The sequence below is a fragment of the Bacillus sp. SRL337 genome (assembly GCF_984799155.1).
On the sequence record NZ_OZ481793.1, the window covers coordinates 3,438,667 to 3,455,176 of the forward strand.

Annotated in this window: 15 protein-coding genes and 1 tRNA gene; 1 reads left to right on the top strand and 15 read right to left on the bottom strand. The window is 42.8% G+C overall.

Going from position 1 to position 16,510, the window contains the following annotated elements; all coding sequences use genetic code 11:
- Nucleotides 1-238: 238 nt before the first annotated feature.
- The 15 genes from lonB to AC4E8A_RS17555 all read right to left on the bottom strand — a co-directional run bounded on the left by lonB (nt 239) and on the right by AC4E8A_RS17555 (nt 15,506).
- The gene (gene lonB / locus AC4E8A_RS17485) at nt 239-1,900 is read right to left on the bottom strand and encodes an ATP-dependent protease LonB (RefSeq protein ID WP_490194834.1); all 1,662 of its coding nucleotides are present in this window, start codon (nt 1,898-1,900) and stop codon (nt 239-241) included.
- 459 nt (nt 1,901-2,359) lie between these two features.
- Nucleotides 2,360-3,634 (bottom strand): ATP-dependent protease ATP-binding subunit ClpX, encoded by a 1,275-nt coding sequence (clpX, locus tag AC4E8A_RS17490; RefSeq protein ID WP_490194836.1) that lies wholly within the window; start codon nt 3,632-3,634, stop codon nt 2,360-2,362.
- A 277-nt stretch (nt 3,635-3,911) separates the two neighbouring features.
- Complete coding sequence (tig, locus tag AC4E8A_RS17495; RefSeq protein WP_490194838.1) at nt 3,912-5,198, bottom strand: trigger factor; 1,287 nt, start codon at nt 5,196-5,198, stop codon at nt 3,912-3,914.
- Between the two features lie 187 nt (nt 5,199-5,385).
- The gene (locus tag AC4E8A_RS17500; protein WP_490194840.1) at nt 5,386-6,396 is read right to left on the bottom strand and encodes a tetratricopeptide repeat protein; all 1,011 of its coding nucleotides are present in this window, start codon (nt 6,394-6,396) and stop codon (nt 5,386-5,388) included.
- Nucleotides 6,397-6,529: 133 nt separating this feature from the next.
- Nucleotides 6,530-6,606: transfer RNA gene (locus tag AC4E8A_RS17505), tRNA-Arg, on the bottom strand.
- A 119-nt stretch (nt 6,607-6,725) separates the two neighbouring features.
- The gene (locus AC4E8A_RS17510; protein WP_490194842.1) at nt 6,726-7,235 is read right to left on the bottom strand and encodes a metallophosphoesterase; all 510 of its coding nucleotides are present in this window, start codon (nt 7,233-7,235) and stop codon (nt 6,726-6,728) included.
- Nucleotides 7,232-7,840, bottom strand: coding sequence for an XTP/dITP diphosphatase (locus tag AC4E8A_RS17515; protein WP_490194844.1), 609 nt, complete (start codon nt 7,838-7,840; stop codon nt 7,232-7,234). Before AC4E8A_RS17515 ends, AC4E8A_RS17510 begins: the two co-directional genes overlap by 4 nt.
- 225 nt (nt 7,841-8,065) lie before the next feature.
- Entirely contained in the window at nt 8,066-9,151 is a 1,086-nt protein-coding gene (locus AC4E8A_RS17520; protein ID WP_490194846.1) for a GerMN domain-containing protein, read from the bottom strand.
- 432 nt (nt 9,152-9,583) lie between these two features.
- On the bottom strand, nt 9,584-10,390 hold the full coding sequence (gene racE, locus AC4E8A_RS17525; protein ID WP_490194847.1) for a glutamate racemase: 807 nt from the start codon (nt 10,388-10,390) through the stop codon (nt 9,584-9,586).
- A gap of 15 nt (nt 10,391-10,405) precedes the next feature.
- The gene (locus AC4E8A_RS17530; RefSeq protein ID WP_490194849.1) at nt 10,406-10,846 is read right to left on the bottom strand and encodes a MarR family winged helix-turn-helix transcriptional regulator; all 441 of its coding nucleotides are present in this window, start codon (nt 10,844-10,846) and stop codon (nt 10,406-10,408) included.
- A 347-nt stretch (nt 10,847-11,193) separates the two neighbouring features.
- A complete protein-coding gene (locus tag AC4E8A_RS17535) occupies nt 11,194-11,418 on the bottom strand; it encodes a helix-turn-helix domain-containing protein (protein ID WP_006838260.1) in 225 nt (74 codons plus the stop codon).
- Nucleotides 11,419-11,615: 197 nt separating this feature from the next.
- On the bottom strand, nt 11,616-12,086 hold the full coding sequence (locus AC4E8A_RS17540; RefSeq protein ID WP_490198926.1) for an acyl-CoA thioesterase: 471 nt from the start codon (nt 12,084-12,086) through the stop codon (nt 11,616-11,618).
- A gap of 216 nt (nt 12,087-12,302) precedes the next feature.
- Nucleotides 12,303-13,067, bottom strand: coding sequence for a succinate dehydrogenase iron-sulfur subunit (gene sdhB / locus AC4E8A_RS17545; RefSeq protein ID WP_490194851.1), 765 nt, complete (start codon nt 13,065-13,067; stop codon nt 12,303-12,305).
- Nucleotides 13,068-13,069: 2 nt separating this feature from the next.
- The gene (gene sdhA / locus AC4E8A_RS17550; RefSeq protein ID WP_490194853.1) at nt 13,070-14,830 is read right to left on the bottom strand and encodes a succinate dehydrogenase flavoprotein subunit; all 1,761 of its coding nucleotides are present in this window, start codon (nt 14,828-14,830) and stop codon (nt 13,070-13,072) included.
- A gap of 67 nt (nt 14,831-14,897) precedes the next feature.
- Nucleotides 14,898-15,506 (bottom strand): succinate dehydrogenase cytochrome b558 subunit, encoded by a 609-nt coding sequence (locus AC4E8A_RS17555; RefSeq protein ID WP_490194855.1) that lies wholly within the window; start codon nt 15,504-15,506, stop codon nt 14,898-14,900.
- Nucleotides 15,507-16,007: 501 nt separating this feature from the next.
- On the opposite strand from AC4E8A_RS17555, the gene AC4E8A_RS17560 reads away from it, so the two are divergent.
- Nucleotides 16,008-16,451, top strand: a complete 444-nt coding sequence (locus AC4E8A_RS17560; protein WP_490194857.1) for a YslB family protein — start codon at nt 16,008-16,010, stop codon at nt 16,449-16,451.
- Nucleotides 16,452-16,510 lie beyond the last annotated feature (59 nt).

Here is a 16,510-nt window from a genome sequence, read left to right on the forward strand (position 1 = left end):
AGCCTTTGTACAATTCTATCTTATTTACATAGAGGTGTCCATTTTATTGGGATGGAGTCCTCTATGTAAGAAATACACTTTAAACCATTACCTATTTTCAGAAGTGAAGAGGGAGAACCGAAGACCCCCCTCTCTTTCATTTTACCTATAAAAGCTCTGGACTTCATGAATTATGCTTACCGTATATTCTTTGTTTCCTCTATAGAGGAAGGATTAAACCGCTATTATCATCAATCGATTATACACTTTTTTTGTTGATTTTATCATTAAATGTTATTTCTTCATCCATTTTCTCTTTGTCCAGAGCGATATTGAACACTTCCTGCAGATGTTTGACCGGCTTGACCTCAATGCCATCAATTTCATGGAGGAGAGCTCCCATATTTTCATACGGAATGATAGCTGCTGAAGCTCCGGCAATTTTGGCCGCTTTCACTTTTGGATACACTCCGCCCACTGGTTTTACAAACCCGTGTATACTGATTTCCCCTGTCAGTGCAATATCTGATTTCACGGGGATGCGGTAGATTGCAGAGTAGATGCCTGTTGCCATTGCAATCCCTGCGGATGGGCCATCAACAGGAATACCTCCTGGGAAGTTGACATGAATATCAAACTGCTCTGCCGGGACACCCATTGAGCGTAAAACCGTAAGGACATTTTCAATGGATCCCTTCGCCATACTTTTTCGTCTGATGGATTTCCCTTTGTCACCGATACTCTCTTCCTCAACAATCCCGGTTATATTAATGCTGCCCTTTTCATTCGCAGGGATGACTGTCACTTCAATCTCCAAAAGTGAACCTGTGTTAGGGCCAGTGACAGCCAGACCATTCACGAGACCTATCTTTGGCTTTCCGCCAATTTTCCGGTCCATTCTTGGAGAAAGCTGACTGGACTGAATCATCCACTCAATATCTCTATCATCAATGGACTCTCTTTTCTCTGTGATCGCCAGCCCGGCAACGATCTGTACCATGTTCACTGCTTCCCGGCCATTACGGGCATAGGATGCAAGGAGCTCGACACCTTCATTGCTAATTGGAATATTTACTTTTTCAGAGGCTTTCTGTGCGATCTGAGTGACCTCTTCTTTATTCAGTTCCCTGAAAAACACTTCCATACACCTTGAACGGATGGCTGGAGGCATTTCATTGGGCGTCCTGGTTGTGGCACCGATTAAACGAAAATCTGCGGGGAGCCCGTTTTTGAAAATGTCGTGGATATGTGTGGGAATCTGGGTATTTTCTTCACTATAGTAGGCACTTTCCAAAAAAACTTTCCGATCTTCAAGCACCTTAAGTAATTTGTTCATTTGGATGGGATGCAGTTCGCCGATTTCATCTATGAATAATACACCGCCATGAGCATTTGTCACAGCTCCCTGCTTTGGCTGCGGAATTCCGGCCTGGCCCATTGCGCCCGCTCCCTGATAAATCGGGTCATGCACCGAACCGATTAATGGGTCGGCAATCCCTCTCTCATCAAACCTTGCTGTGGTTGCATCCAGTTCAACAAAGATCGAGGACCGTCGAAACGGAGACTGCATTTGTTCTTTTGCTTCTTGCAGTACGAGCCTTGCTGCCGCAGTTTTTCCTACACCAGGCGGTCCGTATATGATGACATGTTGAGGATTTGGGCCGCACAGGGCAGCCTTTAAAGATCTGATGCCGTCTTCCTGTCCGACGATATCTGCGAAGCTTTGCGGTCTTACCTTTTCTGACAATGGTTCTGATAGGGAGATGGAACGCATTTTCCTTAATTGTTCCATTTCTTTTTTTGACTCACGGTCAATTGAGACTTTTTGTGATCTTTGGCTTTTTAATAAATTCCAAAAGTATAGTCCGATAATCACCCCGAAAAACAGTTGGATGATCAGTGCAATTCCTGTCCAACTCATGCCTTTCCCTCCAGTAGTAACTTGTTGTTTAAAAATTAGTATCTCCTCGACTTTGGAGGAATAAACAAGTTTTTCTAAGGTGGGGGAAATCGGGGTGATTACTTTTATTGTAAAAAAAACTTGGTGTATGCTTGATTTCCGCTCCAGGGGAACGACTCCGCGGGGCGGGCGTTGAGCCTCCTCGGCTTCGCCTGCGGGGTCTCACCTGTCCCGCTGCTCCCGCAGGAGGTCGTTACCCTTCCGCTTCAATCAATTTAACGTTCTAAATTCTTTCTAATAAAGAGAACCAAATATAACTAATTACTGCCCTCGGAAAAAAACTTGTTTAAATTCAAGGCCATTTCTAGATTAAGGCTTGTAATTAGGTAACTAAAGACAAATATCGCATTACCAAAAATATCTCATTAGAGTAAGAAAAAGGTCCTTCCCATTAAACAGGGAGGACCTTTTTATTTATCATTATGCAGATGTTTTTTCTTCGTCGTTTCCTTCTATTACTGTACCGTCTTCCAACAGAAGCTTTGGCGGCTCGTTGTCTGTTACTGTACCTGGTGTGATGATACATTTCTTGATATCATCTCTTGATGGAAGGTCGAACATCACTTCAAGCATGATGCTTTCGATGATGGAACGAAGACCGCGGGCACCTGTTTTGCGTTCGATTGCTTTGTTGGCAATTTCTCTAAGGGCATCTTCTTCAAATTCCAATTCAACCTGATCCAGTTCAAGCATTTTTTGATACTGCTTAACCAAAGCATTTTTCGGCTTTGTCAGAATTTCCACAAGGGCATCCTCATCAAGCGGCGTCAGGCTGGAGATAACCGGCAGACGTCCGATGAATTCAGGAATTAAGCCGAATTTCAATAAGTCTTCAGGTACTACCTTTGCCAGCAACGATTTATCGTTATCGACATTGACTGTCTTCGGATCGGAACCAAAACCGATGACTTTCTGGCCTAAGCGGCGTTTGACAATCTGCTCGATGCCATCAAAAGCACCACCACAGATAAATAGAATATTCGAAGTGTCAATCTGAATGAATTCCTGGTGTGGATGCTTTCTTCCACCTTGAGGAGGTACACTCGCAACGGTACCTTCAAGAATTTTTAGCAGGGCCTGCTGAACACCTTCACCAGAAACATCCCTGGTAATCGACGGATTCTCGGATTTTCGGGCCACTTTATCAATTTCATCGATGTAGATGATTCCACGTTCCGCTTTTTCTACATCATAGTCAGCAGACTGAATCAGTTTCAGCAGGATGTTTTCAACATCTTCTCCTACATATCCGGCTTCTGTAAGTGATGTGGCATCCGCAATTGCAAATGGTACATTCAGGATACGGGCTAACGTCTGGGCTAGAAGTGTTTTACCGCTTCCTGTTGGCCCGATCATCGCGATATTACTTTTTGATAATTCAACATCATCCACTTTGCTGTTTGAATTAATTCGTTTGTAATGGTTATATACGGCTACGGCCAAGGATTTCTTCGCCTGTTCCTGACCGATAACGTACTCATCAAGGATTTCCCTGATTTCTTTTGGTTTTGGCACATCCTTAAACTCAACTTCTTCTTCTGTCCCAAGCTCTTCTTCAACAATCTCAGTACAAAGCTCGATACATTCGTCACATATATATACACCTGGTCCTGCTACCAGCTTGCGGACCTGATCTTGTGTCTTACCACAAAAAGAACATTTCAACTGTCCTTTTTCATCGTTAAATTTAAACAATGAAATTCACCCCTTATAAAAAGCTATGTCGTTTCAATTTCAAGTTATGTATTGCATTTTATCATATAATATGTCCGGAAAGGAAATCAAACGATTTTCTCGATAATCTGCCCGCTTATTAAGCTTTATCCAAAAAACGTACATCCTATTCCCAATTTCGTGATTATGTAATTGTATTGTAATGTTTTTTCCAAAGGGTAAGCCGATAGGAACGCTAAATTTTCTATTTTATAAAACAAGGCACGATTTAACTCGCGCCTTGTCTCTATAGTTATTATTATGCAACAGTCTTGCTGTTATCCACAAGAACTTCTACAGCTTTGCGGATTTTAAGATCTGCTTTCAGGTTATCAAGACCGCCAAGAGCTTGCTTGATGTTGTCCGCAGCCATGTTATATTGCTCAGCAAGTTTAGTTACTTCTTCTTCAGCTTCTTCGTCAGAAACTTCAAGGTTCTCTGCATCTGCGATTGCTTCAAGAGTCAGGTTAGTACGAACACGCTTTGCAGCATCCTCTTTCATTTGGCCGCGAAGGTCTTCTTCTTTTTGGCCGGAGAATTGGAAGTAAAGTTCCAAGTTCATTCCCTGCATTTGAAGGCGTTGTTCGAATTCCTGCATCATGCGGTCAACTTCAGTGTCAACCATTGCATCCGGAACATCCATTTCAGCATTTTCAGAAGCTTTTTCCACTAGCGTATCGCGAAGTGTTTGATCCGCTTCATTTTTCTTTGACTCAACAAGACGGTTTTGGATTTTTTCTTTCAGCTGATCAAGAGATTCAACTTCTTCGTCTGCATCTTTCGCAAATTCATCGTCAAGCTCAGGAAGTTCCTTCGCTTTGATTTCATGGACTTTCGTTTTGAATACTGCAGGCTTACCAGCAAGTTCAGCCGCATGGTATTCCTCAGGGAACGTTACTTCAACTTCTTTCTCAGCTCCAGCTTCAACGCCTACCAGCTGTTCTTCGAAACCGGGGATGAAAGAATTAGAACCTAGTTCAAGGGAGTAGTTTTCAGCTTTGCCGCCTTCGAATGCTTCGCCATCAACGAACCCTTCGAAATCGATTACGACTGTATCGCCGTTCTCAGCTGCTCCTTCTTCTTTGACAGCAAGTTCAGCTTGTTTTTCCTGAAGTGCTTTCAATTCGTTCTCTACATCTTCAGAAGTAACTTCTGTGTCCATCTTCTCCACTTCAAGCCCTTTGTATTCGCCTAGTTTCACTTCAGGCTTAACCGTAACTGTAGCAGTGAAGATAAGCTCTTTGCCTTTTTCCATTTGCTCTACGTCGATTTCCGGACGGTCAACAGGCTGAATGCCCGTTTCTTCGATCGCTTTTGCATAAGCTTCCGGAAGAATTACATCAAGAGCATCCTGGTATAGAGATTCTACACCAAAACGTTTTTCGAACATACCGCGAGGCATTTTACCTTTACGGAATCCAGGTACGTTTACTTGCTTAACCACTTTTTTGAATGCAGCGTCCAAACCATTGTTTACTGTATCTGCATCTACTTCAATTGTAAGAACCCCTTGGTTCCCTTCTTGCTTTTCCCATTTAGCAGACATACTTTTCCCTCCAACAATCTATAATTGATTATAGTTATTACATACTAAATTTTTAGATAGGTTTGCCTATGTAACAAAAGCACTATCTCTTCGAATATGAAAAATCTTCACATTGCAACCACTATATTATAACATATGGAATCCGTCTTTCAACTCATAGCCGTAAAAACAAGTTTCCTATATTTGCTTACAGAACCGGGGAGCTCACCTTTTCCAGTTCATGTATGAATGATTGAAGGGATCTCAGTACTTCTCCATCAGCTCTTGTATTTCCATCCAGCCCCAGGACATCCGGATTTTCCCCATAGAGATGCAGGCCGTAAATAAGGTAGGCGAGGGCCGTTTTTTCAGGCTGCCACTCCAACTCTATCGGATAGAGCAGGAAACAATGGCGGGTGAACGTTTCAGTCACTTGTTGAAGCAAAGTCGGATTCCGCTGTGCGACCAGGTCTTCTATCCCTTCAGCCACTTCCTTGAAATAAGGTGTTTGGAACACCTCATCAAGCTGTGCCGGGACACAGGTCAGTTCCCTGCCGAATTTCTTGATCGCAACTTCTTCATTATATCCATGTTCCCTGAGCACATTGACAATCATGGTCTGTATGAATGGATGCGTCCCTTCACCTCCCAGTGCAGTCAGCAGTTCCGAAAGAAAGGGACGAACATTGCGATTGACCAGCTCCGCCAGAACAAATGTCTGCTCCTGCAGATCTTTCCCTTCAAGGATCAGCTGGTTCCCTTCAACAGTCTCCGGTTCCGGATCTGATACCGGTTCCGCATTTCCTTCTAGAACCCGTCTGCTGAAAGACAAAAGCTTGCTGAAGTGTTCTTCCTTATCCGCTGGCACCTCTTTTTCATCAAACAGCGCACTGATTGTGTTCACTACTTCGTTATGGTCGTTTAACTGTATAAGGATCATCAAGTACAATTCGACAACCTTGAAGTAATCCCCTTGTCCCTCGAGAAGCAGCTCTTTACAAATTTCTTTTGCACGCTGATTTTGTTTGGTTTCATATAGCGCGAGGACCAGGGCTGATCCAACCTCTCCATCTGAGGGATCGATTTCATAGGCCTGCTCAAATAAAGAGACGGCTTCAGACAGATTGCTGCTTTGAAGCATGTTTATCCCTTTTTCGAAAAGCCTCTCTTTCAAGTGCGGGAAATATACAATTTTATTATCTTTACTTCCTTTATCCATAGATGTAACCGCCCTATATTAATGATTGATTTCAGTGTAGCAAATCTGCGGGGAATAAACAAAAAAAGCCCCTTGATCCATTAGGGAACAAGGGGCTTCGCGCTCGGTTCTAAGACCGTTGTATGTAGTATAATGGCGTCCCAGGAGAGATTCGAACTCCCGACCGACGGCTTAGAAGGCCGTTGCTCTATCCTGCTGAGCTACTGGGACTTGTTTCAGCGACATTATTTATTATATTCGCATAACAATCATAAGTCAATACTTTTTAATGACTTTTTCGAAAAGATTTTCAGCCTTCAAAATAGAAGGCGGTGTTTGCCGCCTTCCTATTATACAAAGAAGTTACGGGATAAATCAACAATCTCTTTATGATTGTGATCAAAAAATTTCACTGAAACGGATTTATCCATTTTCTCGACAAGGGCATACGTCCGGTCTTTCCTCCCTCTTGGCAGCAGGATACTGCCGGGATTCACATACAGCACATCCTCGATCTGCTCCGCCCCCAACTGGTGGGAATGACCGAAAAACACCATGTCAGCCTGATTTTCTTTTGCCAGGTAATGCAGGTTCATCAGCGTCATTTTCACATTATACAGGTGCCCGTGAGTAGCTAGGATTTTGGTGTCAGGAAAGTCCTCTGTAAGTACTTCCGGATAGGAGGGATCCATGTCACAGTTACCGCGCACAGCAAGATACCCTTCCATTGCCTGGTGGCTGGACTTTAATTCAGAATCTCCGCAATGCACAAAGCCATCCACTTCCCCTTTATAGGCTTGATAGATGCCGGCGATTTCTGATTCGGATCCATGGCTGTCACTTACTATGATAAGTTTCATTGATCTTCACCCAGCAATGCTGGTAAATTTTCTTCAAACTGCTTTAGAGCATTTCCTCTGTGGCTGATTGCTGCCTTTTCTTCTGATGTCAGTTCGGCCATTGCTCTGTCTTTGTTCTCAACCAGGAAAATCGGATCATATCCAAACCCATTCGTCCCGCGGCGCTCTTCAAGGATTTTACCCTCGCATGCACCAGAGTAGGTACTGGTTTCCCTATTGGGTCCGGCAATAGCCAGCACACAGTAGAAACGGGCGCTCCTATCAGTAAAAGGGACTCCATCCAGTTCGGAGAGGACTTTATCTATATTGGCATTATCATCTTTCTTTTCCCCGGCATAACGGGCAGAATAAACACCAGGCCTTCCACCAAGTGCATCAATGATCAGACCTGAGTCATCCGCAATCACCAGTTCATTCAAAACAGCAGATGCTTCTTCTGCTTTTAATACCGCATTTTCTTCAAACGTCTCCCCGGTTTCCTCGATGTCTTTGAAATCAGGGAAATCCAACAGTGTTAAAACCTCGTACCCTTTTGGTTCGAGCATTCGTTCAAATTCTTTTGCTTTGCCTTTATTCTTCGTCGCAATAATGACTTTCCTTTTCATGAAGCAACAACTCTCCTCCGCAATTTTTCTATTTTTCAGTGATCGTTCCAACGCTTTTCTTTATTTTTCAAAAACCCTTTAATTCCGGCAGCGGCCGAGCCCGGCATGTCCTGAAGTTCTTCTGAAGAAAAAACCGCTGCTCCATCATACGTTATGTACAGCAAAAATTAAGAGGCAGTTTCAGCTGCCTCTTTTCTTAGTTATAGTATATCAAAAATTGATTTATTAAAAACTGATTGTGTTCACATTCTCAGGACGTGTCACCGGTTCAGTCAACGTTTCCCCTTTTTCGTTGACCAGTTCTGCTTCGCCATTTACCATGACCGCTACACTATCAATGTTTTCCTGTTCCGTAAGTGATAGTACGAGCGAGTTCATAAAATGCTCTGATACAATCTTTTCTTCAAAACTGCCATATACACCCTCATTGAAGTTCAGAGTCACCTGACCATCTTTTACAGAAGGCTCATCCAGCAGGGCTACGCCTGTAAAGTCACTTAGAAGGTTCTTTTGAGAACCCGGACCATCAATCAACTGCTGAACCACTGCCTCAATTTTATTATCAGTTTTGTTGCTTACACGCTTGGTTACCGGTACATAGTACGTGTCATCTCCATTTTGAGAAACGAAATACACGGTTACCGGATGCGTATCCGTCACATCCACGATTCCCGATGTATCTATATTGATCCCGACTTTCCTGGATAAGGTATTTTGAGTAATCGGCGTTCCATTGACCGGCATTTCTGTCAGTTCGTAACCATTGACCCGGAGTTCGACCTTTTCAACTGATTCGAATTGGGTCAAAGTCCATGTAACGGACTCGAGTATCTTCTGTTCGTCTTCCGGCTGATAATTTTGGAACTCACTTGAGAAATCAGCTACAGCTGTACCCTCTTTGATGTTGACACTGACTTCAGTACCAGCTGGAAGAACTGCTCTGAAACCATTAGGCAGCATATTTTGAACAGGGCCATCTGCTACAAGATATTCTAGAGCTTGTTTGGCAATGCTCTCGGTTTTAGGCAGGGCCAGAGTTTGAGACACCACATAACCGTTTGAGTCGATCAAGTATAATTCGGTCATTACACTTCCTGCTGTTTCTTCCTCTTCTGTTGAAGTGGAAGAGGTCACTTCTCCTTCGCTGTTCTCTTTGACCCCATCTACCTTTTCGCCCTCTTCGAGATATGACACATCAGCCGGCGGATCAATTTTGGCTTTCTCTCCGCCTCCCAGCAACCCGCACCCTGACAGGTAAACGGATGAAGTAAGTACAGTAAGGGCTATTGCAGCTTTAGTTTTCTTTGACATAAGGGAACCCTCCTCAGACAGTTTGTACTATATGTATACGGGCTCTTTTCAAAATTAGACCGAAAAATTTTTACAAGCCCTAGCTCTTCAAGAAAAACATGATTGGTTTTCTAAAAGTAGAGAGGGGATCTCGCCTCCACGGAACTGGCAGTGAACTAAAAAACAGAAGGGGCTGTCCAATGAAGTACAGACTGGGTCCTTGCATCAGATAAAGAAATCAGATCATGTTGAATGAAGAGAGTTGCAGCTACTGATCTTCAGAATGTGGAAAGGCTTGTTATATGGACTGCACGGACTCCACATAAGATAAAGGAAAAATAACGGGTACCAGAGGTTTTCTCTCTTAGCAGGGAGAGTATGGCCATTTTTTTATCCTGCTAAAGTTTAAGAAAAACCTTTAAAAAATAAAGAATTGAATAAAAAAAATCCTTCTTAGGAATTATTCCCGAGAAGGATCGTCTGGGTTTCGATTTGATTTAGTTGCAGCCAATCCAGCGCTATCTTTGAAAAAATCCGCGCGGAACCCGTTGTAAAGAAGGTGTGCTGCGGCTTGGAATTCTTATTAGTAAGCATTCCTTGATAATCGAGGATAGCACTTACTTCACTTGCCGTTTCATCACCAGAATTGATCACCTTTACGTCTTTTCCCATCGCCTCCTGGATAATTGGCTGAAGGAGAGGGTAATGAGTGCATCCCAGGATCAATGTATCGATAGGTTCTTTTCTCATATCAATAAGCGTCTCATTGACAATTTCCATTGCCCACTTGCTGTCATACTCTCCACTCTCTACCAGTGGGACAAACTTGGGGCAGGCAAGTGAAGTGACTTCTATTGATTCATTTATCGAATGAATGGCTTTATCATACGCCTTGCTGTTGACAGTCCCGACAGTGCCAAGAACGCCAATCCTGCCATTATAGGTGTTCTTCAGGGCAGCCCTTGCACCCGGCTGGATGACGCCAACGACTGGAATCGGAAGCATATTCTGCAGTTCATCCAGTACGACAGCCGTCGCCGTATTGCAAGCAATCACCAGCATCTTGATATTGTAGTTCATTAAAAAGGCCGCCATTTCCCATGTGAATTTCTTCACTTCTGCTGCTGTCCTCGGACCATATGGGCAGCGGGCGGTGTCCCCAAGATAATATATCGTCTCATTAGGAAGCTGACGCATGACCTCTCTTGCAACGGTCAAGCCTCCAACACCTGAGTCAATAATTCCAATAGGCTGTTTCACGCATTTCCCTCATTTTCATTTCATTTCTTGGTGTAATTTTGATAGATTGGCATTCAGGGTCTTTATTTCATCAAATGAAAAGTTTTTGAGTATTTCCTGCAGATATTTCTGCCTCTTCACAATAACCTCTTCAATGATCCGTTCTCCTTCTTGGAGGAGATGAATCCTGACTACACGACGATCTTTATTATCTTTTACCCGTTCTACTAATTCTGTTTTTTCCATTCTGTCCACAAGATCAGTCGTGGTACTGCAAGCTAAATACATTTTGTTTGATAGTTCCCCAATCGTCATATCTCCGCCTTCAAACAACCATTGAAGGGCAACGAATTGCGGCGGGGTTATGGAATACTGATTTAAAATTTCTCTTCCCTTTTGCTTTATTATAGATGATATGTAACGCAGATCTTTCTCGATATCAGCAAAAACATCCATCTCCTGCTGTTTATTGTCCATACATGCCACTCCTATCAATACCTTATCGTACGAGTTATATACTTAGCATTGTCCCTTTTTTCCCGGGATATTTCAAGTAACTTTTATAGGTATTTGCTTTGTTCCGATTTTCGACATAATTTTAGGTTAATAGTAAACTTTGCTGCCATCCAATATGAATGTTAAATACTATTTTAGTACACACCGGATATCCCTCTGTAAGCAGGAAAGAAAAGAGCTACTCTCTTTTTCGAGGAAAAATCCGGCTCTTGGGATTTTTCCAAAAGCAACAATGAATGCGAAAGCAGCCCTTAATAAAAACAAGATAAAGTAAAACCGGCTGTCCACTGTGGACAAGCCGGTAATTTTTAAAGCTTGAGTTCCCCCATGCGAAGAAGCTCTACAACAGCTTGAGAACGCCCCTTCACTCCAAGCTTTTGCATGGCGTTGGAAATGTGGTTTCGAACTGTTTTTTCACTGATGAAAAGTTCACCAGCGATCTCTTTAGTCGTTTTATCCTGGACTAACAGTTCAAACACTTCTTTTTCTCTTTTGGTAAGCAACGGTTTGTGTGTAAATTCATTGTCCTTCAATTATGGTAACCCTCCTTGCCTTCGCCAGCTTTAAACTGCGGGGATGGGTATTGTCGGTCGTCACGATATCATATGTGAACTTTTGGTGCAGAGTGACATAGAGAAGGCTCTAAATAGTAAAATAGGCAAGGATATTTTTAATTGAATGACAGATTTCGTTTTCCTCTTTCCATCACGCAGCCAGCCTGCTGTTTACGTCAACAGCTTTTGGCCATATTCACGCTATTCGACAACTTCGACTTCATCTCGTCCGTCCAAGGTACTCCCTTTCCAGTCTTCTTGGAAATCTGCACCATCGTTCCTCTGCCAGTAAAGCAAACTCTATCTTGTTCATCCATTCCCAGGTAATGAAGATCAACCGAGGATGATCCAATCTTCTGTGCCTTTACAAATACCCTTATGGTTTGATCAAAAAATACCTGCCTTAAAAAATCGCATTGTAGGTCAGCTACAACCGGAATCGTATCATTTTCCGGTTTGACCCAGTCCTGCATGAAACCTTTATTCTTGAAAAATTCAATTCGTGCTTCTTCAAAGTACGTGAATGGAACTGTATTGTTCAAATGACCAAACATATCGGTTTCAGAAAACCTGACTTTGATCCCGATAAAAAAATCAAATTGAGCCTTCCATTGCTCCATATCTTCAATATATGTAATTCTCATGATTTTGCGCCTCCTATTCATTGCTTCACTAAGGCGATTCACTTTTTTTGAACCGCTAAAAATGAATGAATGTTCATTCTTTTCATACTATTATATATTCTTCCGATTGAAGAAGAAAGGGTTTTGTGTTATAAGAGTTCGTCAATTCCGTTTTAAAAAAATTTGATATATATACAAAAAAAACCGCAAGCTCAATGCCTGCGGGTTTTTTTGTATATATCACACCATATTGTCGCTTCCGAAGAAGTTCTTGAACATTTGGAAGGATGTATCACGGTTCAGGGCAGCGATTGATGTTGTCAATGGAATGCCTTTAGGGCAAGACTGTACACAGTTTTGAGAGTTACCACAGTTGGATAGCCCTCCATCACCCATGATGGTTTCCAGACGTTCATCTTTATTCATTGCCCCTGTTGGATGAGCGTTGAACAAGCGAACTTGTGATAGTGGAGCAGGTCCGATGAAGTCTGATTTAGAGTTCACGTTCGGACAAGCTTCCAGACAAACACCACATGTCATACATTTAGACAGTTCATAAGCCCATTGACGCTTTTTCTCAGGCATGCGCGGCCCTGGTCCAAGGTCATATGTTCCATCAATCGGAACCCAAGCTTTAACCTTTTTTAAAGAATCGAACATTCTGCTGCGGTCAACGATAAGGTCACGAACGACAGGGAAGGTTTTCATAGGCGCCAAGCGGATCGGCTGCTCCAGTTTGTCGACAAGAGCCGTACAAGACTGGCGCGGCTTTCCGTTTATGATCATGGAGCATGCACCACAAACCTCTTCAAGACAGTTCATTTCCCAGTTTACCGGAGTTGTTTTCTCCCCTTTAACATTTACAGGATTTCTGCGTATTTCCATCAGTGCAGAAATGACGTTCATATTCGGACGGTAATCCAGTTCAAATTCTTCAGAATAAGATTCAGTGTCAGGGCTGTCTTGACGAGTAATGATAAAGCGGACTGTTTTATTTTCACTCATCTTTATTTACCCCCTTTTTTCTTAGTGTAGTCGCGCTTACGCGGCGGAATCAACGATGTATCTACCTCTTCATAGTGGAATTCAGGTGCATTTGTTTCAGCGTTATACTTCGCCATTGTGGTCTTCAGGAACTCCTCGTCATTACGATCCGGGAAGTCTGGTTTATAATGGGCACCACGGCTTTCATTCCGGTTCAACGCACCGATTGTGATGACGCGAGCAAGCTGAAGCATGTTGCCCAGCTGGCGTGTGAACATAGCCCCCTGATTGCTCCATTTTTGAGTATCATTGATATTGATATTTTTATAGCGTTCCATTAATTCAAGGATCTTTTCGTCTGTTTCTTTAAGCTTATCATTGTAACGAACAACTGTAACGTTATCTGTCATCCACTCACCAAGCTCTTTGTGGATAACATACGCATTTTCAGTTCCATCCATTGACATGATTTCGTTCCACTTTTCTTCCTCTTGCTGAACATAACGGTCAAACAATGAAGAAGGAAGCTCGTCCACGCTTTTCTCAAGTCCCTTCATGTATCTGATGGCATTAGGACCCGCTACCATACCGCCGTAAATCGCAGACAGCAGGGAGTTAGCTCCCAGACGGTTTCCTCCATGCTGTGAATAATCACACTCACCAGCAGCGAACAATCCTGGGATATTTGTCATTTGATCATAATCTACCCAAAGACCGCCCATTGAATAGTGAACCGCAGGGAAGATTTTCATAGGAACCTTGCGAGGGTCATCTCCCATGAATTTCTCATAGATTTCAATGATACCGCCCAGCTTAACATCAAGCTCTTTAGGATCCTTATGGGAAAGATCAAGGTATACCATATTTTCACCATTGATACCCAGCTTTTGGTTAACACAGACATCGAAGATTTCACGTGTGGCGATATCACGAGGTACAAGGTTTCCGTAAGCAGGGTATTTTTCCTCCAGGAAGTACCATGGCTTACCATCTTTGTATGTCCATACACGGCCGCCTTCACCACGGGCAGATTCACTCATGAGGCGAAGTTTGTCGTCTCCGGGAATGGCTGTCGGGTGAATTTGGATGAATTCTCCGTTTGCATAGTATGCACCCTGTTGATACACGATGGATGCAGCCGAACCAGTATTGATGACAGAGTTCGTGGATTTACCGAAGATGATTCCAGGTCCTCCTGTCGCCATGATGACTGCGTCTGCAGAGAATGATTTGATTTCCATTGTTTTAAGGTCCTGTGCTACGATACCGCGGGCAACACCTTCGTCGTCAACAATCACTCCAAGGAATTCCCAGCCTTCATACTTGTTTACAAGACCAGCCACTTCATGCCGGCGTACCTGCTCATCAAGCGCATAAAGAAGCTGTTGGCCAGTCGTTGCACCAGCGAATGCTGTACGGTGATGCTGAGTACCGCCGAAACGACGGAAATCCAAAAGGCCCTCTGGAGTACGGTTGAACATGACGCCCATACGGTCAAGCAAATGGATAATTCCCGGCGCCGCTTCTGTCATCGCTTTGACAGGAGGCTGATTGGCAAGGAAGTCCCCGCCGTATACTGTATCATCAAAGTGTTCCCAAGGAGAATCTCCCTCACCTTTGGTATTAACCGCTCCGTTAATTCCACCTTGTGCACAAACTGAGTGAGAACGCTTAACAGGCACTAATGAAAATAGGTCTACTGGCGCTCCTGCTTCTGCTGCTTTTATTGTAGCCATCAAGCCGGCCAAACCGCCGCCGACGACGATGATTTTTCCTTTACTCATCGAGACTCACTCCTTTTCCTACAAAAATACCTTATTCTAATCTAGTAATATCTAATAGTGTGTAAAATTAAACAAAAGCATATAGCGCCCTGATTCCAACTATGGAAAGAGCAACGAAGATTCCGATTGTAACGTAAGTAGCGATGACTTGAGAACGAGGAGAAACTGTAATTCCCCAGCTCACAAGGAAAGACCACAAACCGTTAGCAAAGTGGAAGATAGTAGAAATGACACCAACCATGTAGAACGCCATCATGAATGGATTTGAAAGAATGTTTTCCATCATTTGATAGTTAACTTCTGCACCAAATGCAGCAGCTACCCTTGTTTCCCAAACGTGCCACGTGATGAAGATCAGTGTGACAACCCCGGATATACGTTGAAGAAGGAACATCCAGTTACGGAAATACCCATACCTGCTTACATTGTTCTTTGCTGTAAAAGCTATATATAAACCATAAATAGCATGAAACAACAATGGAAGAAAGATGATGAACGTTTCTAATACAATCCGGAAAGGTAAACTTTCCATAAAATGTGCTGCATCATTAAATGCTTCTTCGCCGCGAGTGGCAAAGTGGTTGACTACTAAGTGCTGAATTAAGAAAATCCCAACTGGAATGACACCTAGCAGTGAATGCAGCCTGCGATAATTAAATTCTTGATTTCCAGCCAATGATATACCCCCCTTAGTGATGAAAAAATGCATAAAATAAAAAATCGTCAATACTAATTAAGGTATGAACCTTCTGCAAATTTTCATATTATAACAAAAATGTGACAAGTTCATTTTACTCCCATGTAGCAGGTGCGTCAAGAAAACGGATACATAATTTTTGATGATACCGCAAAAATATTTTCAATATATTGATAATATTTCAAGGGGAGATTTACTACTGAAACAGGGATCGGACTCACTGTTATCACACAAATCAAGATTCGGAAGGCAAATGAATCATTATCTCGGTAAAACATTCCATCTATACTATTTTTGAATTACCGATTTATATTTTACCCCTACCTTGTTTATAATAGATTAATAGAAGATTGTTGATGCACTGGAAATATTTAAAACTGTTTTCATCAATAGGATTATCTTAACTATTCAGTGGAAAATAATCACATAACAACTCTCTTACTACGAGCGAGAGAGCCATATAGAAAGAGGGGATTACATTTGGAAAGCGGCAGCGAACAAAAGAACAGGGAAATAGAAGCCTTCCCCCTGTTCGGATATGAATTGATGAGGGATATACTCCTGCCTGAGATCCTGGGCAAACATACAACAGATATCCTGTATTGGGGCGGCAAAGGACTGGCACGTAAATTTCCGCTGGTTTCATTGGAAGAAATGGAGGCATTTTTCCTTGAAGCCGGTTGGGGAAAGTTGAGCTTGGCTGACGATAAAAAAGATGAACAGATTTACACCTTGTCCGGACCCTGGGTCGAGAGAAGGCTGGGGTTAAAAACGGACATCTCTTTCAAAATGGAAGCAGGATTCCTTGCTGAACAAGTACAGAACCAGAAAAAGGTGGTAACAGAAGCCGCCGAAGAAATCCATAAAAAATCGAAGACCGTAAAAATCATCGTACGCAGTGATTTGAAGGATACAATTGATTGAGCATTGATACAGCGCGTTACCTATAAAAAAGCTCCCTGGACGTTTACTGGTTCGGGGAG